Annotated in this window: 14 protein-coding genes; 10 read left to right on the forward strand and 4 right to left on the reverse strand. The window is 66.3% G+C overall.

The window, feature by feature from the left end:
- Positions 1–31: 31 nt before the first annotated feature.
- From APZ15_RS27505 to APZ15_RS27525, 5 genes are all read left to right on the forward strand, one after another.
- Complete coding sequence (locus APZ15_RS27505) at positions 32–1273, forward strand: aromatic ring-hydroxylating oxygenase subunit alpha (RefSeq protein ID WP_027789726.1); 1242 nt, start codon at positions 32–34, stop codon at positions 1271–1273.
- 26 nt (positions 1274–1299) lie between these two features.
- The gene (locus tag APZ15_RS27510) at positions 1300–2448 is read left to right on the forward strand and encodes an FAD-binding oxidoreductase (protein ID WP_021160638.1); all 1149 of its coding nucleotides are present in this window, start codon (positions 1300–1302) and stop codon (positions 2446–2448) included.
- A 134-nt stretch (positions 2449–2582) separates the two neighbouring features.
- Entirely contained in the window at positions 2583–3446 is an 864-nt protein-coding gene (locus APZ15_RS27515; protein ID WP_027789725.1) for a glycine betaine ABC transporter substrate-binding protein, read from the forward strand.
- A gap of 178 nt (positions 3447–3624) precedes the next feature.
- Positions 3625–5280 carry an APC family permease gene (locus APZ15_RS27520; RefSeq protein ID WP_027789724.1) on the forward strand — a complete coding sequence of 552 codons (1656 nt, stop codon included), beginning with the start codon at positions 3625–3627 and terminating at the stop codon, positions 5278–5280.
- A gap of 136 nt (positions 5281–5416) precedes the next feature.
- Positions 5417–5674, forward strand: coding sequence for a hypothetical protein (locus APZ15_RS27525; protein WP_027789723.1), 258 nt, complete (start codon positions 5417–5419; stop codon positions 5672–5674).
- 21 nt (positions 5675–5695) lie between these two features.
- Here APZ15_RS27525 and purU read toward each other — a convergent pair whose 3' ends face one another.
- Positions 5696–6580 (reverse strand): formyltetrahydrofolate deformylase, encoded by an 885-nt coding sequence (purU, locus tag APZ15_RS27530; RefSeq protein ID WP_027789722.1) that lies wholly within the window; start codon positions 6578–6580, stop codon positions 5696–5698.
- Positions 6581–6852: 272 nt separating this feature from the next.
- Positions 6853–7758, reverse strand: coding sequence for a choline sulfate utilization transcriptional regulator (locus APZ15_RS27535; RefSeq protein WP_027789721.1), 906 nt, complete (start codon positions 7756–7758; stop codon positions 6853–6855).
- Positions 7759–8045: 287 nt separating this feature from the next.
- On the opposite strand from APZ15_RS27535, the gene betC reads away from it, so the two are divergent.
- From betC to APZ15_RS27560, 5 genes are all read left to right on the forward strand, one after another.
- Positions 8046–9581, forward strand: coding sequence for a choline-sulfatase (gene betC, locus APZ15_RS27540; protein ID WP_027789720.1), 1536 nt, complete (start codon positions 8046–8048; stop codon positions 9579–9581).
- Positions 9582–9626: 45 nt separating this feature from the next.
- Positions 9627–10592, forward strand: coding sequence for a choline ABC transporter substrate-binding protein (gene choX, locus APZ15_RS27545; protein ID WP_027789719.1), 966 nt, complete (start codon positions 9627–9629; stop codon positions 10590–10592).
- A 260-nt stretch (positions 10593–10852) separates the two neighbouring features.
- Positions 10853–11992, forward strand: coding sequence for a porin (locus tag APZ15_RS27550; RefSeq protein ID WP_027789718.1), 1140 nt, complete (start codon positions 10853–10855; stop codon positions 11990–11992).
- A 362-nt stretch (positions 11993–12354) separates the two neighbouring features.
- Positions 12355–13767: a cysteine--tRNA ligase gene (gene cysS / locus APZ15_RS27555; protein ID WP_027789717.1), complete on the forward strand. Its 1413-nt coding sequence runs from the start codon at positions 12355–12357 to the stop codon at positions 13765–13767.
- A 250-nt stretch (positions 13768–14017) separates the two neighbouring features.
- Positions 14018–15268 carry an MFS transporter gene (locus tag APZ15_RS27560; RefSeq protein ID WP_027789716.1) on the forward strand — a complete coding sequence of 417 codons (1251 nt, stop codon included), beginning with the start codon at positions 14018–14020 and terminating at the stop codon, positions 15266–15268.
- A 6-nt stretch (positions 15269–15274) separates the two neighbouring features.
- Here APZ15_RS27560 and APZ15_RS27565 read toward each other — a convergent pair whose 3' ends face one another.
- Positions 15275–15637, reverse strand: coding sequence for a YbjQ family protein (locus tag APZ15_RS27565; RefSeq protein WP_027789715.1), 363 nt, complete (start codon positions 15635–15637; stop codon positions 15275–15277).
- Positions 15638–15812: 175 nt separating this feature from the next.
- Positions 15813–17066, reverse strand: a complete 1254-nt coding sequence (locus APZ15_RS27570; RefSeq protein ID WP_027789714.1) for a M20/M25/M40 family metallo-hydrolase — start codon at positions 17064–17066, stop codon at positions 15813–15815.
- Positions 17067–17099 lie beyond the last annotated feature (33 nt).

Consider the following 17099-nt stretch of genomic DNA (forward strand, 5'->3'; position numbering starts at 1 on the left):
ACCCAGGGATGCAAGGAATCCGGAGCAAACGATGAAAGTATCGGCAGACATTCGTGCATTGATCGAGCGGCGCAAGGAAGGTTATAGCCTCGAAGCGCCGTTCTACACGAGCGAGGACATCTTCGCGCTCGACATGGAGGCGATTTTCCGCCAGCACTGGATCCAGGTGGCGGTCGAGCCGGACATTCCCGAGCCGGGCGACTACGTGACCGTGGAACTGGGCAGCGATTCGATCCTGATCGTGCGTGACGACGACATGGCGATCCGCGCGTTCCACAACGTGTGCCGTCACCGCGGCGCGCGCCTGTGCAACGAGGACAAGGGCTCGGTCGGCAACATCGTGTGCCCGTACCACAGCTGGACCTACAACCTGACGGGCCAGCTGATGTTCGCCGAGCACATGGGCGAGAAGTTCGACCGCTGCAAGCACAGCCTGAAGTCGGTCCACGTCGAGAACCTCGCCGGCCTGATCTTCATCTGCCTCGCCGAAGAGCCGCCGGTCGATTTCGCGCAGCTGCGCGCCGAGATGGAGCCGTACCTGCTGCCGCACGACCTGCCGAACACGAAGATCGCCGCGCAGATCGACATCATCGAGGAAGGCAACTGGAAGCTCACGATGGAGAACAACCGCGAGTGCTATCACTGCGTCGCGAACCATCCGGAGCTCACCATCTCGCTGTACGAATACGGTTTCGGCTACCAGCGTTCCGACGCCAACGCGGAAGGCATGGATGCGTTTGCGGAAACCTGCGTGCGGCGCGGCAAGGAGTGGGCCGAGATGGGCCTGCCGTCCGCCGAGATCGAGAAGCTGCTCGACGTGACGGGTTTCCGCACGCAGCGCCTGCCGCTCGATCGCCACGGCGAATCGCAGACGCTCGATGCGAAGGTCGCGTCGAAGAAGCTGCTCGGCGGCTTCGACAAGGCCGACCTCGGTGGGCTGTCGTTCTGGACGCAGCCGAACTCGTGGCACCACTTCATGAGCGATCACATCGTGACGTTCTCGGTGATCCCGCTGTCGGCCGGCAAGACGCTCGTGCGCACGAAGTGGCTCGTGCACAAGGACGCGAAGGAAGGCATCGACTACGACGTGAAGAACCTCACGGCCGTGTGGAACGCCACGAACGACCAGGATCGTACGCTCGTCGAGTTCTCGCAGCGCGGCGCGACCAGCAGCGCGTACGAGCCGGGCCCGTATTCGCCGTTCACGGAAGGTCTCGTCGAAAAATTCTCGGCCTGGTACATCGGCCGGCTCGCCGAAAAAACCGGCGCGTAGTACCCAGCACTGAAGCGGAGTTACAGATGATGCGAGATGCGGCCAATTTCGAGCCGGTGGACAGCCGGGTCACACGCCCGGCGTTCTGGAACGCCCTTCCCGAGCGCTGGACGAGCGACGTCGAGGAAACGCTGGTGTGTTGCCACGTGCGGCAGGAAACGCACGACGTGAAGAGTTTCTTCTTCCGTTCGCCGCAGGGCCGCTCGTTCTCGTTCGAGCCCGGGCAGTTCCTCACGCTCGAGCTCGATATCGACGGCGAAACGATCAACCGCTGCTACACGATCTCGTCGTCGCCCGCGCGGCCGCACACGGTGTCGATCACGGTGAAGCGCGTGCCGGGCGGCAAGGTGTCGAACTGGCTGCACGACAACCTGCAGCCGGGCGCACCGGTGCGCGTGCTCGGCCCGGCCGGCGAATTCACGTGCGCACGACATCCGGCGCGCAAGTACCTGTTCCTGTCGGCGGGCTCGGGCGTCACGCCGCTGATGTCGATGAGCCGCGCGCACCACGATCTCGCCGAGGATCGCGACATCCTGTTCGTGCACAGCGCACGCACGCCGGACGACATCATCTTCGCGCGCGAGCTCGACCTGATCGCGTCGAACCACACGAATTTCCGCACGTCGTTCGTCGTCGAGCGCGTCGGCGCGCGCACCAACTGGCCGGGCGTCACGGGCTTCCTGACGCTGCCGCTGCTGAAGCTGATCGCACCGGATTTCATGGAGCGCGAGATCTTCACGTGCGGCCCCGCGCCGTACATGAAGGCCGTGCGCGACCTGCTCGACGAAGCCGGTTTCGATCGCAAGCAGTATCACGAAGAGAGCTTCTCGTTCGAAACGCTCGCGCAGACCGCAAGCGACGAGCTGCTCGCCGATCTCGCCCCGCCGGCCGAAGGCGCCGACACCGATACGAAGCAGTACACGGTCAGCTTCGCAAAGAGCAATCGCGAGATTTCATGCGGCTCGGAGCAGCACGTGCTGGATGCGGCGCGCCAGTCCGGCGTGCGGCTGCCGGCGTCGTGCACGCAGGGCATGTGCGGCACCTGCAAGGTGAAGCTCGTGTCGGGGCAGGTTGAAATGAAGCACAACGGCGGCATCCGCCAGCGCGAGATCGACCAGGGGATGGTGCTGCTGTGCTGCAGCAAGCCGCTGTCGGATCTCGTGATCGACAAGTAGTCGAAACTCGCCATCGGCTGTCCGGGCGCGTCGCGTCCGGACAAGCATCCGTCGGAAAACAACGATACCGCGGATTTGTGGTTGAAGAACCTAGAGAGACAACGCGCACGGTGCGCATTTCAAGGAGATCGACCATGAAGCTGTTCGGAAAACTGATGTGGACCGGCGCACTGTCGGCGATGGTGGCGCTGAGCGCATCGGCGCTCGCCGATACGAAGCCCACGCTGAAGATCGGTTACGTCGAAGGCTGGGACGACAGCGTTGCGACGTCGAACGTCGCGGCGCGTGTGATCGAGAAGAAACTCGGTTATGAGGTGAAGCTCGTGCCGGTCGCTGCCGGGATCATGTGGCAAGGCGTCGCGCGCGGCGATCTCGACGCGACGCTGTCCGCGTGGCTGCCCGTCACGCACGGTTCCTACTGGGGCGAGTACAAGACCAAGGTCGTCGACCTCGGCGCGAACTTTCCCGACGCGAAGATCGGCCTGATCGTCCCCGACTACGTGAAGGCGAAGAGCATCGACGACCTGAATGCCGAAAAAGGCAGCTTCGGCGGCCGGATCGTCGGCATCGATGCGGGCGCGGGCGTGATGCGCAAGACCGACGAAGCGATCAAGAACTACGGCCTGAACTACACGCTGATGCCGAGCTCGGGCAGCGCGATGACGGCCGAGCTGTCGCGCTCGGTCGGCGCGAACAAGCCGGTGATCGTGACCGGCTGGGCGCCGCACTGGATGTTCGCGAAGTGGAAGCTGCGCTTCCTCGAGGATCCGAAGAAGGTGTTCGGCGGCGCGGAGCACGTCGACAGTGTCGTGAACCCGCAGCTCGAAACGAAGGCCAAGCCGGTCGTCGCGTTCCTGAAAAAATTCCAGTGGAAGCCGGGCGAGATCGACAGCGTGATGCTCGCGATCCAGAACGGCTCGAAGCCGGAAGCGGCTGCCGATGCATGGATTGCAGCGCATGCGGATCGCGTGAATTCGTGGACGGAAGGCGTGCAGTAAGCCGCGACGATTCGCCGCAATAAATAGACGAAGAGACAGTCCGGGATTGATCAGCAGGATAGCGAAATAATTGCACTGCGATGCGATCATATCCCGGAATTATTTTTTTGGTTCTGCAAAAAAGCCGGTAAGTTGTTACACTACGGCCCTTGTGCGGAGTCATCACAGGAGGAATTGGATGAGTCAGGCAGGACTGCGTGCGAACAGCACCAGTGATGTTGAGGCAACCATCTCACATGATTCGACGGGCCACACGCTGCATCGTGGCCTGACTTGGAAAGACGCTTTTTGGGTAACGAGCGGCGTGCCGGCAGGCGTGCTGTTCACGATCGGCGGCGTATGCGCGACGATCGGCCAGCCCGCGTGGGCGATCTGGATCGCCGCGATCACGATGGGGCTGATTCAGAGCGCGACTTATGCGGAAATATCGGGGCTATTTCCCCATAAATCGGGCGGCGCGTCCGTATATGGCGCGATCGGCTGGGTCCGTTACAGCAAGCTGATTGCCCCGGTTTCCGTGTGGTGCAACTGGCTCGCATGGTCGCCGATGCTCGCGCTCGGCTGCGGCCTCGCGGCGAGCTATGCGCTCACGAGTCTCTTTCCCGCCAACGCGGCGGTGCTGCACTGGCAGCTCAAGGTTGCGGATCTCGGGTTCATCAAGCCGGGTCTGTCCCTGCGGATCAATGCGACGTTCATCATCGCGACGATCCTGCTTCTCATCACGTTCAAGCTTCAACACAGCGGTGCATCGAAGGCGGCGCGCACGCAGCGCATTCTCGGCATCGCGTCGCTCACGCCGCTGTTGATCGTCGGCATCGTGCCGTTCGTCACGGGCGACGTGCCGATGTCGAACCTGCTTCCGCTGCTGCCGCTCGGTCACGACGCACACGGTAATCTCACGACCGCGACGTTCGGCTCGTGGAACGGGCAGGGCGTCACGATGGCGCTCGGCGCGATGTTCATGGCCGGCTGGGCGTCGTACGGCTTCGAGACGGCCGTCTGCTACACGCGCGAATTCCGCGACCCGCGCCGCGATACCGCCAAGGCGATCTTCTGGTCGGGCGCGCTGTGCCTCGTCGTGATGACGCTCGTGCCGATGGCGTTCCAGGGGGCGCTCGGCACGCAGGCGATGCTCGATCCGTCGATCGGCGACGGCACCGGCGTCGCGGCCGCGATGGCGAAGATCGTCGGCGGCGGCGCGTGGGTCGCGAATGCGGTCGTCGTGATGCTGATGCTGTCGATCCTGCTGATCGTGATGACGTCGATGATGGGCTCGTCGCGCACGCTGTACCAGGCATCGGTCGACGGCTGGCTGCCGAAGTACCTGTCGCACGTGAACGAGCACGGCTCGCCCACGCGCGCGATGTGGACCGATCTCGGCTTCAACCTCGTGTTGCTGATGATGTCGGACTACATGACGGTGCTGTCGATCTCGAATGTCTGCTACATGCTGTTCGTATTCCTGAATCTTCAGTCGGGCTGGATCCACCGGATGGATCGCGGCAACTGGGATCGACCGTTCCGCTGCCCGACGTGGCTGCTCGTCGCCGGCTCGATCTGCGGCTACGCGAACCTCGTCTATGTCGGCGCGGGCGCGAACCTGCAGGGCGAAGGCACGCTGCGCAACGGGCTGATCGCGATGCTGCTGATCGTGCCGGTATTCCTGTTCCGCCATTACTGGCAGGATCGCGGCCGGTTCCCCACGCAGATGCAGCGCGACATGGAACTCGAGGTGCCGAAGCGCGCGATGTGGCTGAACCTGATGCCGTATGCGGCGCTGGTCGGGGCGGGGCTCACGATCTGGTTGTCGTATTACTTTGCGTGGGTGAAGTGACGCGTCAGGCCGTGTAACAGTGCGCGCCGCCCGGAAACCGCACACGGGTGGCGCGATCGAGCTTGCGGCATGCAACGAAGCCCGACCGGCTTGCAACCGGTCGGGCTTTTGTCGTTCAGGGCCGGCACCATTGCCGGTGGCCGGCTTTGGCGCGATCCTGCTGTGGATGACGGGCAACCGGAACCTGGGGCCGATGAACGGCGTGCTGTTCATGGACATCGTGCCCATCACGGCATTCATCGTATCCGCGGTCACGGGCATCGTGCCCAACCGCGCGCATATCCTGGGCGCCGCGCTGACGGGTGTGGCGCTGATCCTCAACAACCTCTATCTGCGACACCGGGCGCGACGAATCGGCACGACGCGTGCGCGCGTGCCTTCGGCTTCCGCATGACGGACGGCGAGGCCCGCCCGCTTACGAAAACACCACCGTCCGGTCGCCGTTCAGGAATACCCTGCGCTCGATGAACGCCTTCACCGCACGCGCGAGCGTGATGCATTCGACGTCGCGCCCCACCGCGAGCAACTGCTCCGGACGCAGCGCATGATCGACGCGCTCGACGACCTGCTCGATGATCGGGCCTTCGTCGAGATCGTCGGTGACGAAGTGCGCGGTCGCGCCGATCAGCTTCACGCCGCGCGCATGCGCCTGGTGATACGGCTTCGCGCCCTTGAAACCGGGCAGGAACGAATGATGGATGTTGATCGCGCGGTTCGCGAGTTTCGCGCTCGTCTCCTGCGACAGCACCTGCATGTAGCGCGCGAGGATCACGAGTTCGGCGCCGCTCGACTCGAAGAAGTCGAGCCATTGCGCTTCCTGCTGCGCCTTCGTATCGGCGGTGATCCGGAAATGGCGGAACGGCAGGCCGTGTTGCGCGGCGAGCGGCTCGAAGTCGGGATGGTTCGACACGATGCCGACGATATCCATCTTCAGCTCGCCCATCCGCCAGCGGAACAGCAGGTCCGCGAGGCAGTGCTCGAGCTTCGACACCATGATCAGCACCTTCGGCCGCGCATTCACGTCGTGAATCGCCCATTGCGTGTCGCCTTCGCCGCCGCCGAGCGCGGTCGCGATCGGCCCGAATTCCTGGCGCAGCGCGTCGATCTGCAGCGTTTCATCGGTCGGATGAAACACGCAGCGCACGAAGAAGTGATTGCTGAGATCGTCGTCGAACACGTTCAGCGCATCGACGTAGCAGCGATGGCGCTCGAGAAAGCCGACGACGGCGGCGACCTGGCCGGCCGCGCTCGGGCACGACAGCGTCAGGACGAATTGATCGGGGCGTGAGTCGGCGGTCATGAGATTCCTCGGATGTCATGGAACGCAACCCGCGCGGCGGCGCGACGGGGCGCCACGCTACGCGGGTAGCGGGAGGCTCAAGTAAATCAGGACGATTCGGGCGCGGATAGAACCAACCCGCCGTGTGGCTGGTATCGGCACGCCAGCGCGGCCGGGCGGCGGCTGGGCCTCAGGCAGGCGCCGGGGGAGGCGCCGGGCGGGGCGGCTGCGGCCGGTCCAGCGGGCGTCAGGCGCGCGTCAGGCCCGTAGCCGGAGGTCGGCCGGAAGGCCGTTCAGGCCGGTGCGCACGCGTCGAGCAGCCAGCGCCGGAATACGTGGGTCGCGTCCGGCTCGGGCCGCTGCGGCGGCCGTACGAGGAAGTAGCCGCGCGACGTGACGACCGGCGCGTCGAGGAGCTTCACGAGCTGCCCGGACGCGACGAGTTCGTCGACGAGCGGCGCCCAGCCGAGCGCAACGCCTTCGCCGAGCAGCGCCGCATGGATCACGAGCGCATAGCTGTTGAAGGTCACGCCGCGCGCGGCGGCTGCCGTGTCGAGGCCGTGCGCGTCGAACCAGCCGGACCACGACAGCCAGCGCTCGGGGCGCGTCGGCTGCACGTGCAGCAGCGGCAACGCGAGCAGGTGGTCGGCCCGGGCGACGTGCGGGTGCGCGTCGCGGAACGCGGGCGAGCACACGGGCGTGACCGATTCCGGAAAGAGCCGCGCGGCCGTGCACGAGGGCCAGTGGCCGTCGCCGAACAGGATCGCGATGTCGCCGTGGTCGCGCTGCGCGTCGTAATCCTGCGACGTGACGACCCGCACGTCGACATCCGGCATCACGCGCTTCAGCCCGGCCAGGCGCGGCATCAACCAGTAGGTGGCGAAGCCGAAGTCGGTGACGATCGTGAGCGCGCCGTGCTCGCGGCGCGCCCGCAGTGTCGCGGTGGCGCCGCGCAGCGTGTCGAGGCTCAGCCGCACCGCTTCGTACAGGCACTCGCCGTCGGCCGTCAGCGTGACGCCGCGCGGGCTGCGCTCGAACAGCGGCACGCCCAGTTCGGCCTCGAGCTGGAACACCTGCTGGCTCACGGCCGGCTGGGTGGAGCCGAGCTCGCGCGCGGCGGCCGTGAAGCTCGCGAGCCGGGCCGCCGATTCGAACGCGCGCAGCGCCTGCATCGACGGTAACGGTTCGGATTTCGACATAAGTCCCTCTAATGGCCCCATAAGGGCCGGACGCCTTCCCGCGCGAATTCGGGCGGGCGATAGTGCATCGGACGGTGCGGCACACGTGCTTCACGGGCTGCTTCAAAGGCTGCTTCACGGCCCGCTTCACATTCCGCTCCACGGGTGGCACGCAACACATTCCGCGATTCTAGCCAGCGCGGCCTGCCCGCGCGGCACTTTCGTCGGGCCGCTTCCGTCATGCCGGACGTCTCGCTGCGCGAGCGGCGCGCCGTTCCATTCGAACACCGTTTTCCCCACGACTGCCGATGACGAACCCGACACCCAACATCCTGATCCTGATGGCCGACCAGCTCACGCCGTTCGCGCTGCCGGCCTACGGCAATCGCGTCGCGCGCACGCCGACGCTGGACCGTCTCGCCGCGCAAGGCGTGGTGTTCGACGCCGCCTACTGCGCGAGCCCGCTGTGCGCGCCGTCGCGTTTTTCGCTGCTGACCGGCAAGCTGCCGTCGGGGATCGGCGCCTACGATAACGCCGCCGAATTGCCGGCGCAAACGCTGACGTTCGCGCACTATCTGCGCGCGGGCGGCTACCGGACGATGCTGTCCGGCAAGATGCACTTCTGCGGGCCCGACCAGCTGCACGGCTTCGAGGAGCGGCTCACGACCGACATCTATCCGGCCGATTTCGGCTGGGTGCCCGACTGGGACAGCCCGGCGGAGCGGCCGAGCTGGTATCACAACATGAGTTCGGTACTCGACGCGGGCCCGTGCGTGCGTACCAACCAGCTCGATTTCGACGACGAGGTCACGTTCGCCGCGAAGCAGAAGTTGTACGACGTCGCGCGCGAGCGGGCGGCCGGGCACGATGCGCGGCCGTTCTGCATGGTCGTGTCGCTGACCCATCCGCACGACCCGTATGCGATCACGCGCGAATACTGGGATCTCTATCGCGACGACGAGATCGACCTGCCGGCCGTGCGCCTCGACGCGGCGGAAAGCGACCCGCATTCGCAGCGGCTGCGCTTCGTCTGCGAGAACGACCGCACGCCGCCCACCGACGAGCAGATCCGCGCCGCACGTCGCGCGTACTACGGCGCAACCTCGTACGTCGACACGCAGTTCGGCAGCGTGCTGGCCGCGCTCGAACAGTGCGGATTCGCCGACGACACGATCGTGATCGTCACGTCCGACCACGGCGACATGCTCGGCGAACGCGGGCTCTGGTACAAGATGACGTTCTTCGAGGGTGGTTGCCGCGTCCCGCTGATCGTGCATGCGCCGGGCCGCTTCGGCGCCGCGCGCGTGCGCGGGCCGGTGTCGCACGTCGACCTGCTGCCGACGCTCGTCGACCTGGCCGGCGCCGCCCCCGCCGGCGGCTGGCCGGACCCCGTCGACGGTGCAAGCCTCGTGCCGCACCTGAACGGCACGCCGGCGCACGAAGTTGCGCTCGGCGAATACCTGGCGGAAGGTGCGGTCGCGCCGGTCGTGATGATCCGCAGCGGCGACTGGAAGTACGTGCATTGCCCGGCCGATCCCGACCAGCTCTATCACCTCGGCGACGACCCGCGCGAGCTGACGAACCTCGCCGGCACGCCGGAAGCCGCGGACGTGCTGGCCGCGTTCCGTGCGCAAGCCGCGCAGCGCTGGAACCTGCCCGAACTGGACCGGCAGGTGCGCGCGAGCCAGCGGCGCCGGCGCTTCCATTACGCGGCGACGACGCAGGGCCGCATTCACGCGTGGGACTGGCAGCCGTTCACCGACGCGAGCCAGCGCTACATGCGCAATCACATCGAACTCGACACGCTCGAGGCGATGGCGCGCTTTCCGCGCATCGGGCGCTGAGTGCCCCGCATCGCGATCACTGACGAACGACGGAGGAAGCGGACGATGGAACGGCAATGCAATGCAGCAATCCGGATCGGCGCGGCGCTGGCCGCGGCCGCCTGCGTGATGACGACGCAGGCCGCGCACGCGGCCGACCCGCAGACGTGCGGCGACGTGAAGATGGCGGCGCCCGGCTGGACCGACATCGATGCGACGAACGCGATGGCGGGCGTCGTGCTGAAGGCGCTCGGCTATCGGCAGGACGTGGCGAACCTGTCGGTGCCGATCACGTACCAGGGGCTCAAGAAAGGGCAGGTCGACGTGTTCCTCGGCAACTGGATGCCCGCGCAGGCGCCGCTCGTGAAGCCGTTCGTCGACGAGAAGTCGATCGACGTGCTGCACGCGAACCTGAGTGGCGCGAAGTTCACGCTCGCGGTGCCCGACTACGTGGCCGCCGCCGGCGTGCATACGTTCGCCGATCTCGCGCGCTACGCCGACCGCTTCGGCGGCAAGATCTACGGGATCGAGCCCGGCGCGCCCGCGAACCAGAACATCAAGCGGCTGCTGTCCGACCATGCGCTCGGGTCCGCGAACTGGTCGCTCGTCGAATCGAGCGAGACGGGCATGCTCACGCAGGTCGAGCGCGCGGTGCGCGACAAGCGGTGGATCGTGTTCCTGGCCTGGGAGCCGCATCTGATGAACACGAAGTTCCACCTGACCTACCTGTCGGGCGGCGATGCGTATTTCGGCCCGAACTACGGCGGCGCGACGGTCAATACGGTCACGCGCGCCGGGTTCGCCGGCCAGTGCGCGAACCTGGCGCGGCTGTTCCGGCAGATGACGTTCTCCGTCGACGTCGAGAACCGGATGATCGCCGACATGCTCGACCACAAGACGTCGCCCGCGCTCGCGGCGCAGCGTGCGCTGAAATCCGACCCGGCGCTGGTTGCCGGCTGGCTGGACGGCGTGACGACGGCGGCCGGCGCTCCGGGCCTGCCGGCGGTGCGCGCGGCCCTCGACGGGCACTGATTCCCTCCTTCCGGGCGGCCGGTTTCGACCGCGCCGCCCGTCTACGTGTTTTCCCGAGCGGGTCGCATCGTGACCATTTGGTGTCGCCTTCAGACGGGTGACGCGAAATATGGGTTTGTATTTTTCGCCAATGGCTGCGTTATTGCGGAAAACGAAATGCCGAAGCCAGCGGGCGTACCGAATTCGAATCCACCGGCGCATCGCGGTACGCGCCGGGACGAGATTCTTTCCATCGAACGGTTCAGGGAGGGTGGTCGACAATGAAGCACACCAAAGTTGCCGTAGCCGCCGCGCTTGCATGCGCGGCCTGCGTGCCTGCCATCGGGCATGCGCAGAGCAGTGTGACGCTGTACGGGATTCTCGACGCGGGCATCACGTACGTGAACAACACGGGCGGCTCGCACGTGGTCAAGTTCGACGACGGCGTCGCGTACGGAAACCGTTTCGGCCTGAAGGGCACGGAAGACCTCGGCGGCGGCCTGAAGGCCGTGTTCACCCTCGAGAGCGGCTTCCGCCTCGGCACCGGGCAGCTCGGCTTCGGCGGCGCCGAATTCGGCCGGCAGGCGTATGTCGGCCTGCAGAACGACTGGGGCACGCTGTCGTTCGGCAACCAGCTCGACATCACGAACGAACTCGTGTCGATCTACAACATCTCCGCGTGGGGCAGCGGTTATGCGATCCACCAGGGCGACTTCGACCGCTTCAACGGCGACCGCCTGCCGAATTCGGTGAAGTTCCTGTCGAACGACCTCAGCGGCTTCAAGTTCGGCGCGATGTACTCGTTCGGCAACGTCGCCGGCAACTTCCACCGCAACAGCGCATGGAGCGCGGGCGCGAGCTTCACGAAGGGCGACTTCTCGATCGGCGCCGCGTACACGCGCCTGAACAACCCGAACGGCATCTATGCGTTCGACCCGTACGCGATGATCGGCACGCACACGTTCCTCGGCCAGCAGACCGTCACCGTCGATCCGGCGACCGGCGCACGCACCGACCTGTTCGCGAACACGCCGATGAACGTCGACAGCCAGGGCACGTTCGGCATTGGCTCGAGCTACACGATCGGCAAGCTGACGCTCGACGCCAACTTCTCGTACACGACGATCAAGGGTTTCGGCCAGTCGTCGCACATGCAGGTGTATGAAGGCGGCGGCCTGTACCAGTTCACGCCGGCGCTGAGCCTGATCGCGGGTTACCAGCACACGCGCTTCGAAGGCCATCACTGGAACCAGGGCACGGCGGGCCTGCATTACCTGCTGTCGAAGCGTACCGACGTGTATATCTCCGGCGATTACCTGCGCGCGTCGCAAGGCGTCGATGCGGTGGTCGGCTACAGCTTCACGCCGTCGACGACGCAGACGCAGGCCGACGTGCGGATCGGGATGCGGCATTCGTTCTGATCGGGGTGGTGTGAGGTTGTGACGTCTTCAGCGAGGTCTCTCTTTGGCGCGAACCGAGGTTCGCGCTTTTTTTTTGCCCGACTGGGGTGAGCGGGCACGAGAGCCGTCCGGTCACGGCCCGCTGCCGGGCGACTGCCCGACGGTATTGACCGGTGCCGTCTATAGACGCTAGCATCGTCCCCATGCTTGATCGCGCCCATTTCCTCTCGTCGCTGCTCCGCGCATGTTGTCAGAACATGCCAGGGGGAAGTTGCGTCCAGCGAACTCGCTGAACATTCAAGCAATCGCCTTCCGGCCGCCTGTGATGCAAGACAGGCGGCCTTTTTGTTTTTTGGGCCGACACCTTCGGACGGAGAAACTCGATGCCGCTTGCGCTGTATGACACCTGGTCGCGTACCGTACGCCCGTTCACGCCAATCCGGGCCGGGCAGGTCGGCATGTATTGCTGCGGCCCCACGGTCTACGACGACGCCCACATCGGCAACCTGAGAACCTACGTGTTCGAGGATCTGCTGCGCCGCGTACTGGTGCGCAACGGATACGAGGTGCGGCACGTCGTCAACATCACCGACGTCGGCCACCTGACTTCGGATGCGGACGAAGGCGAAGACAAGATGGAAAAGGGCAGCCGCCGGACCGGTGAATCGGCGTGGGCCATCGCCCGGCGCTACACCGACGCTTTCGTGCGGGACTGGCGCGCGCTCCACCTGCTCAAGCCGACGGTCTGGTGCCGCGCCACGGATCACATCGCCGAACAGATCGCGTTCATCGATACGCTCGACCGGGGCGGCTACGTCTATCGCACGGACGACGGCCTCTACTTCGACACCAGTCGGCAGGATGACTACGGTTATCTCGCGCGGCTAGACCGCGCGGGGTTGCAGGCGGGCAAGCGGGTCGCGCTGGGCGACAAGCGGAGCATCACGGATTTTGCGCTGTGGAAGTTCAGCCCGGCCGGCGTCAAGCGGCAGATGGAATGGGACAGCCCGTGGGGGCGCGGCTTTCCGGGCTGGCATATCGAATGCTCGGCGATGTCGGCGAAGTATCTCGGGACGTTGTTCGATATCCATTGCGGCGGCGAGGATCACATCGCCGTGCACCACAGCAACGAGATCGCGCAGACGCGGGCGGCCCACGGCACGAACCTCGCGAATTACTGGATGCACGGGCACTTCCTGACGCTCGACGCCGATACGAAGATGTCGAAGTCGAGCGGCGATTTCGTTCGTCTGCAGACCTTGCAGAGCCGGAATATCGACCCGCTCGCGTACCGTTACCTGTGCCTGACGGCCCATTACCGGAGCAAGCTGCATTTCACGTGGGCGTCGCTCGACGCCGCGCACACCGCGCTGAACCGGCTTCGGCACCTGTATGCCGGATGGCCGGACGGAGGGCGCGTCGATGCGGATTTCGCCGCGCGATTCGACGCGGAAGTGAACGAGGACCTGAATCTGCCCAGGGCGCTCGCGGTGCTCTGGGATCTGGTCAGGAGCAACCTGCCACCCGCGACGCTGAAAGCGACCGTGGACAGCTTCGACGCCGTGCTGGGCCTCGGTCTGCGCGCATGGCGGCCGGTTGCGCCTGACATTCCGGAGCACGTTCGCGGGTTGCTTGCCGAACGCGAGCGCGCGAGAGCGGACAAGGACTGGGTGCAGGCCGACTGGATACGGGAAGCGTTGAGCGCGCAGGGTTGGCGAGTCGAGGACACTCCGGAAGGTCAACGCCTGTTCGGCATCGCCGGCGGCGCGACCGACGAGGGCGTTCCGCCCCGCTGAAGCCCGCGGCCGCCTGCATCGGAAGATCCCGTGCCCGAGCCGCCATCCGGCGGCCGCGATCGACGCGGCCGCCGGATGCGTCGCTCCCCGAGTCCGCGCGATGTTGCGGGCCGCGTCCCCGGCCCGTTTTGCGCGCTTGGCATATCATCGCGATTTCGCCGCGTCCGTACCGTTGTCGCGCGCATGCATCGGCGTGCGCAGTCGCTTTCCCGAACGGTGCCGGCGTGCCGCGCCGACCGTCGAGACCTCGATGACCGACTCCGTGCCCGATCCCAGTCCTTTATCCCCGTTGCCCGTCAACCTGTTCCGTCACGCACCGTTCCAGCGCTTCTGGGGCACGCGCGTGATGTCTTCCCTGGCTTTCCAGATCCTGTCGGTTGCAATCGGGTGGTACGTCTACGCGCTCACGCACAGCGCGTTCGCACTCGGTCTCGTGGGCCTCGCGCAGTTCGTGCCGATGTTCGCGCTGACGCTCGTCGTCGGGCAGGTGGCCGACCGCTACGACCGCCGGCGCATCGCGACGATCTGCCAGGCCGTCGAGGCACTGGCCGCCGGCGTGTTCCTGCTCGGTGCCGCGCAAGGGTGGCTGGCCGCGCCGGCCGTGTATGCGCTCGCGGCGATCGTCGGCACGGCCCGCGCGTTCGAGTCGCCGTCGGTGTCGTCGCTGCTGCCGGCCGTCGTGCCGCGCAGCGATCTGCCGCGCGCGACCGCGTTGTCGACCTCGGCGAACCAGGCCGCGCAGATTCTCGGGCCCGCGTTCGGCGGGCTGCTGTATGGCGTCGGCGCGCCCGTCGCGTTCGGCACGAGCGTCGTCGCGTTCGCGGTCGCGGCGGTCTTGAGCGGCACGATTCCGCTGCGCAGCGCGCCGCCCGCGCGCGAACCGGTGACGCTCCGTTCGGTGTTTTCAGGCATCGCATTCATCCGGCGCGAACCGGCGATCCTCGGCGCGCTGTCGCTCGACCTGTTCGCGGTGCTGTTCGGCGGCGCGACCGCGCTGCTGCCGATCTATGCGCGCGACATCCTGCAGGTCGGGCCATGGGGGCTCGGCGCGTTGCGCGCGGCGCCGGCGGTCGGCGCGCTCGCGGGCACGCTGTGGCTCGCGCGCTTTCCGCTCAAGGGCCGGCCCGGCCGTGCGATGTTCGGCGGCGTGATCGCATTCGGCATCGCGACGATCGTGTTCGGGCTGTCGAGGAATTTCGTGTTGTCGCTCGTCGCGCTGGCGGCGCTCGGCGCATCGGACGTGGTGAGCGTCGTCGTGCGCCTGTCGCTCGTGCAACTGCGCACGCCCGACGACATGCTCGGCCGTGTCAGTGCCGTCAACTCGCTGTTCATCGGCACGTCGAATCAACTCGGCGAATTCGAATCGGGTGTGACGGCCGCATGGTGGGGCGCGCCGGCCGCGATCGTCGTCGGCGGCGCGGCGACGATCGCCGTTGCACTCACGTGGATGCGGCTGTTCCCGCAGCTCACGACCATGAAGTCGCTCGAGCGCGACGCGTGACGGACGTCACGCGTCCTGCGTCACGCGCACGGCTGTGCCGTAGCAGAGGACTTCCGTGACACCCGAGCCGATCTCGGTCGAGTCGTAGCGCATCGCGACGATTGCGTTCGCGCCGAGCTTGCGGGCGTCGGCGAGCATCTTGTCGAAGGCCTGCTGGCGGGCTTTTTCGCACAGCGACGTGTAGAGCGTGATGTTGCCGCCGAAGATCGTCTGCAGCGATGCGCCGAACGAACCGACGATCGAGCGCGAGCGCACGACGATGCCCTGGGCGACGCCGAGCGAGCGAACGGTCGTGTGGCCGGGCAGGTCGAACGCGGTCGTGACCCGGGCGGGCGACAGATCGTCGATGGAGCGGGAGAAATCGGTCATGGCGGGAAGCGTGTAGCGAAGTGGTCGAACGGGGATTCTATCCGGACGAGGTGGCGTACCCGGCTCGACGACGGGTCAGCGCCGCGACCGCGGAGAACGCTTCGCGACGGAAGCGTATGCAAACCGCGAGCACACGCTTCCGTCATTTCCGGACGAACAGCCCGGCCGCACGCCGTCAGGGCGTCACGGTCGCACTGCCGTTGCCGCCGAGATCGACCGCGTAGGCCAGCGCGAGCTTGCCGAACTTCAATGCATGGTTCGCCTGCCGATCCGAATTCTCCAGCGTGTCGTTCACGGTATGGATATACGGACTGTCGTTCTGATCGGCCTCGAACGGGAACGACGCCGGATACCCTTGCGCATTCCACGACGCATGATCCGAGCACGCATACCCGCACTGCGACGTGCCGATCGCGAGTTCCGGCAGGTAGGTCTTCGCCAGATTCGTCAGGTAGGTGTTCTGCGACGCGTTCGTGTAGTCGGTGATCAGGTAGATATCCTTCGGGTCGCCCTTGTAGTTCGTCATGTCGAGCTGCAGCACGCCGACCACGTTCGCGTTTTGCGCACGAAACTGCTTCGCGATCGCCTTCGAGCCGAGCAGGCCGGCTTCCTCGGCCGCGTACCCGACGAACTTGATCGTCCGCTTCGGCCGGTAGTTGTTCGCCAGCAGCACGCGCAGCGCTTCGGTGAGGCTGGCGATGCCCGACGCATCGTCGTCCGCGCCGGGCGAGCGCGTGTTTTCCGTCGTGCGCCCGACCGTCGAATCGAGGTGGCCGCCCAGCACGACGGTGCCCGCGGCCGGATCGCTGCCGCGGATCGTCAGGATCACGGATTTCTGCGGAAAGCCCGTATGCGCGAACTGCTCGACGGTGATGTCGGCGCGCGAACCGGCCAGCTGCTTCCACTGCAGCGCGAGCCAGTCCGACGCGGCGACGCCGTGCGACGTCGTGTAGTAGCGGTTCGTGAAGCCGGACAGCGACGTGATCGTGCCGACGATGTTGCTGGCCTGCAGCTGCTGGATCCACGTGCCGATCTGCGGCGCGTTCGAAACCTTGTACGTGGAAGCCGCGGCCTGCTTCGCGAGCGGCGTCGGCAACGGCTGCAGTGCCTGGCGCGCGTCGTCGAACGAGTCGTGCACGACATAGCCGGGCCCGTGGCCGCGCGTATGGTGGACGGCGTGGGCCAGCTCGCCGAGCCGCGAATCGTCGATTTCGACGACGTGTACGGTCTCGCGGCGCGCCGCGCCGTCGGCCGCCTTGCCGGCGTCGAGGGTCGTGCTGTATTGCGCGGTGGCGCTTGCGTCGATGCGTTGCAACCGGCGGAACGCCGCGTCGCCGAGCGTGATCCATACCGGCGTCGCGTGCGCGGCGGCGGTCAGCAGCATGGCGCCCAGCGCGGCGCTCAGGCGGGTGAGTTTCAGAGTAGGCATGTTCGATCTCGTGAGGATGGCGATGTCGATGAA

The organism is Burkholderia cepacia ATCC 25416 (assembly GCF_001411495.1).
In the GTDB taxonomy this organism is placed as follows: domain Bacteria; phylum Pseudomonadota; class Gammaproteobacteria; order Burkholderiales; family Burkholderiaceae; genus Burkholderia; species Burkholderia cepacia.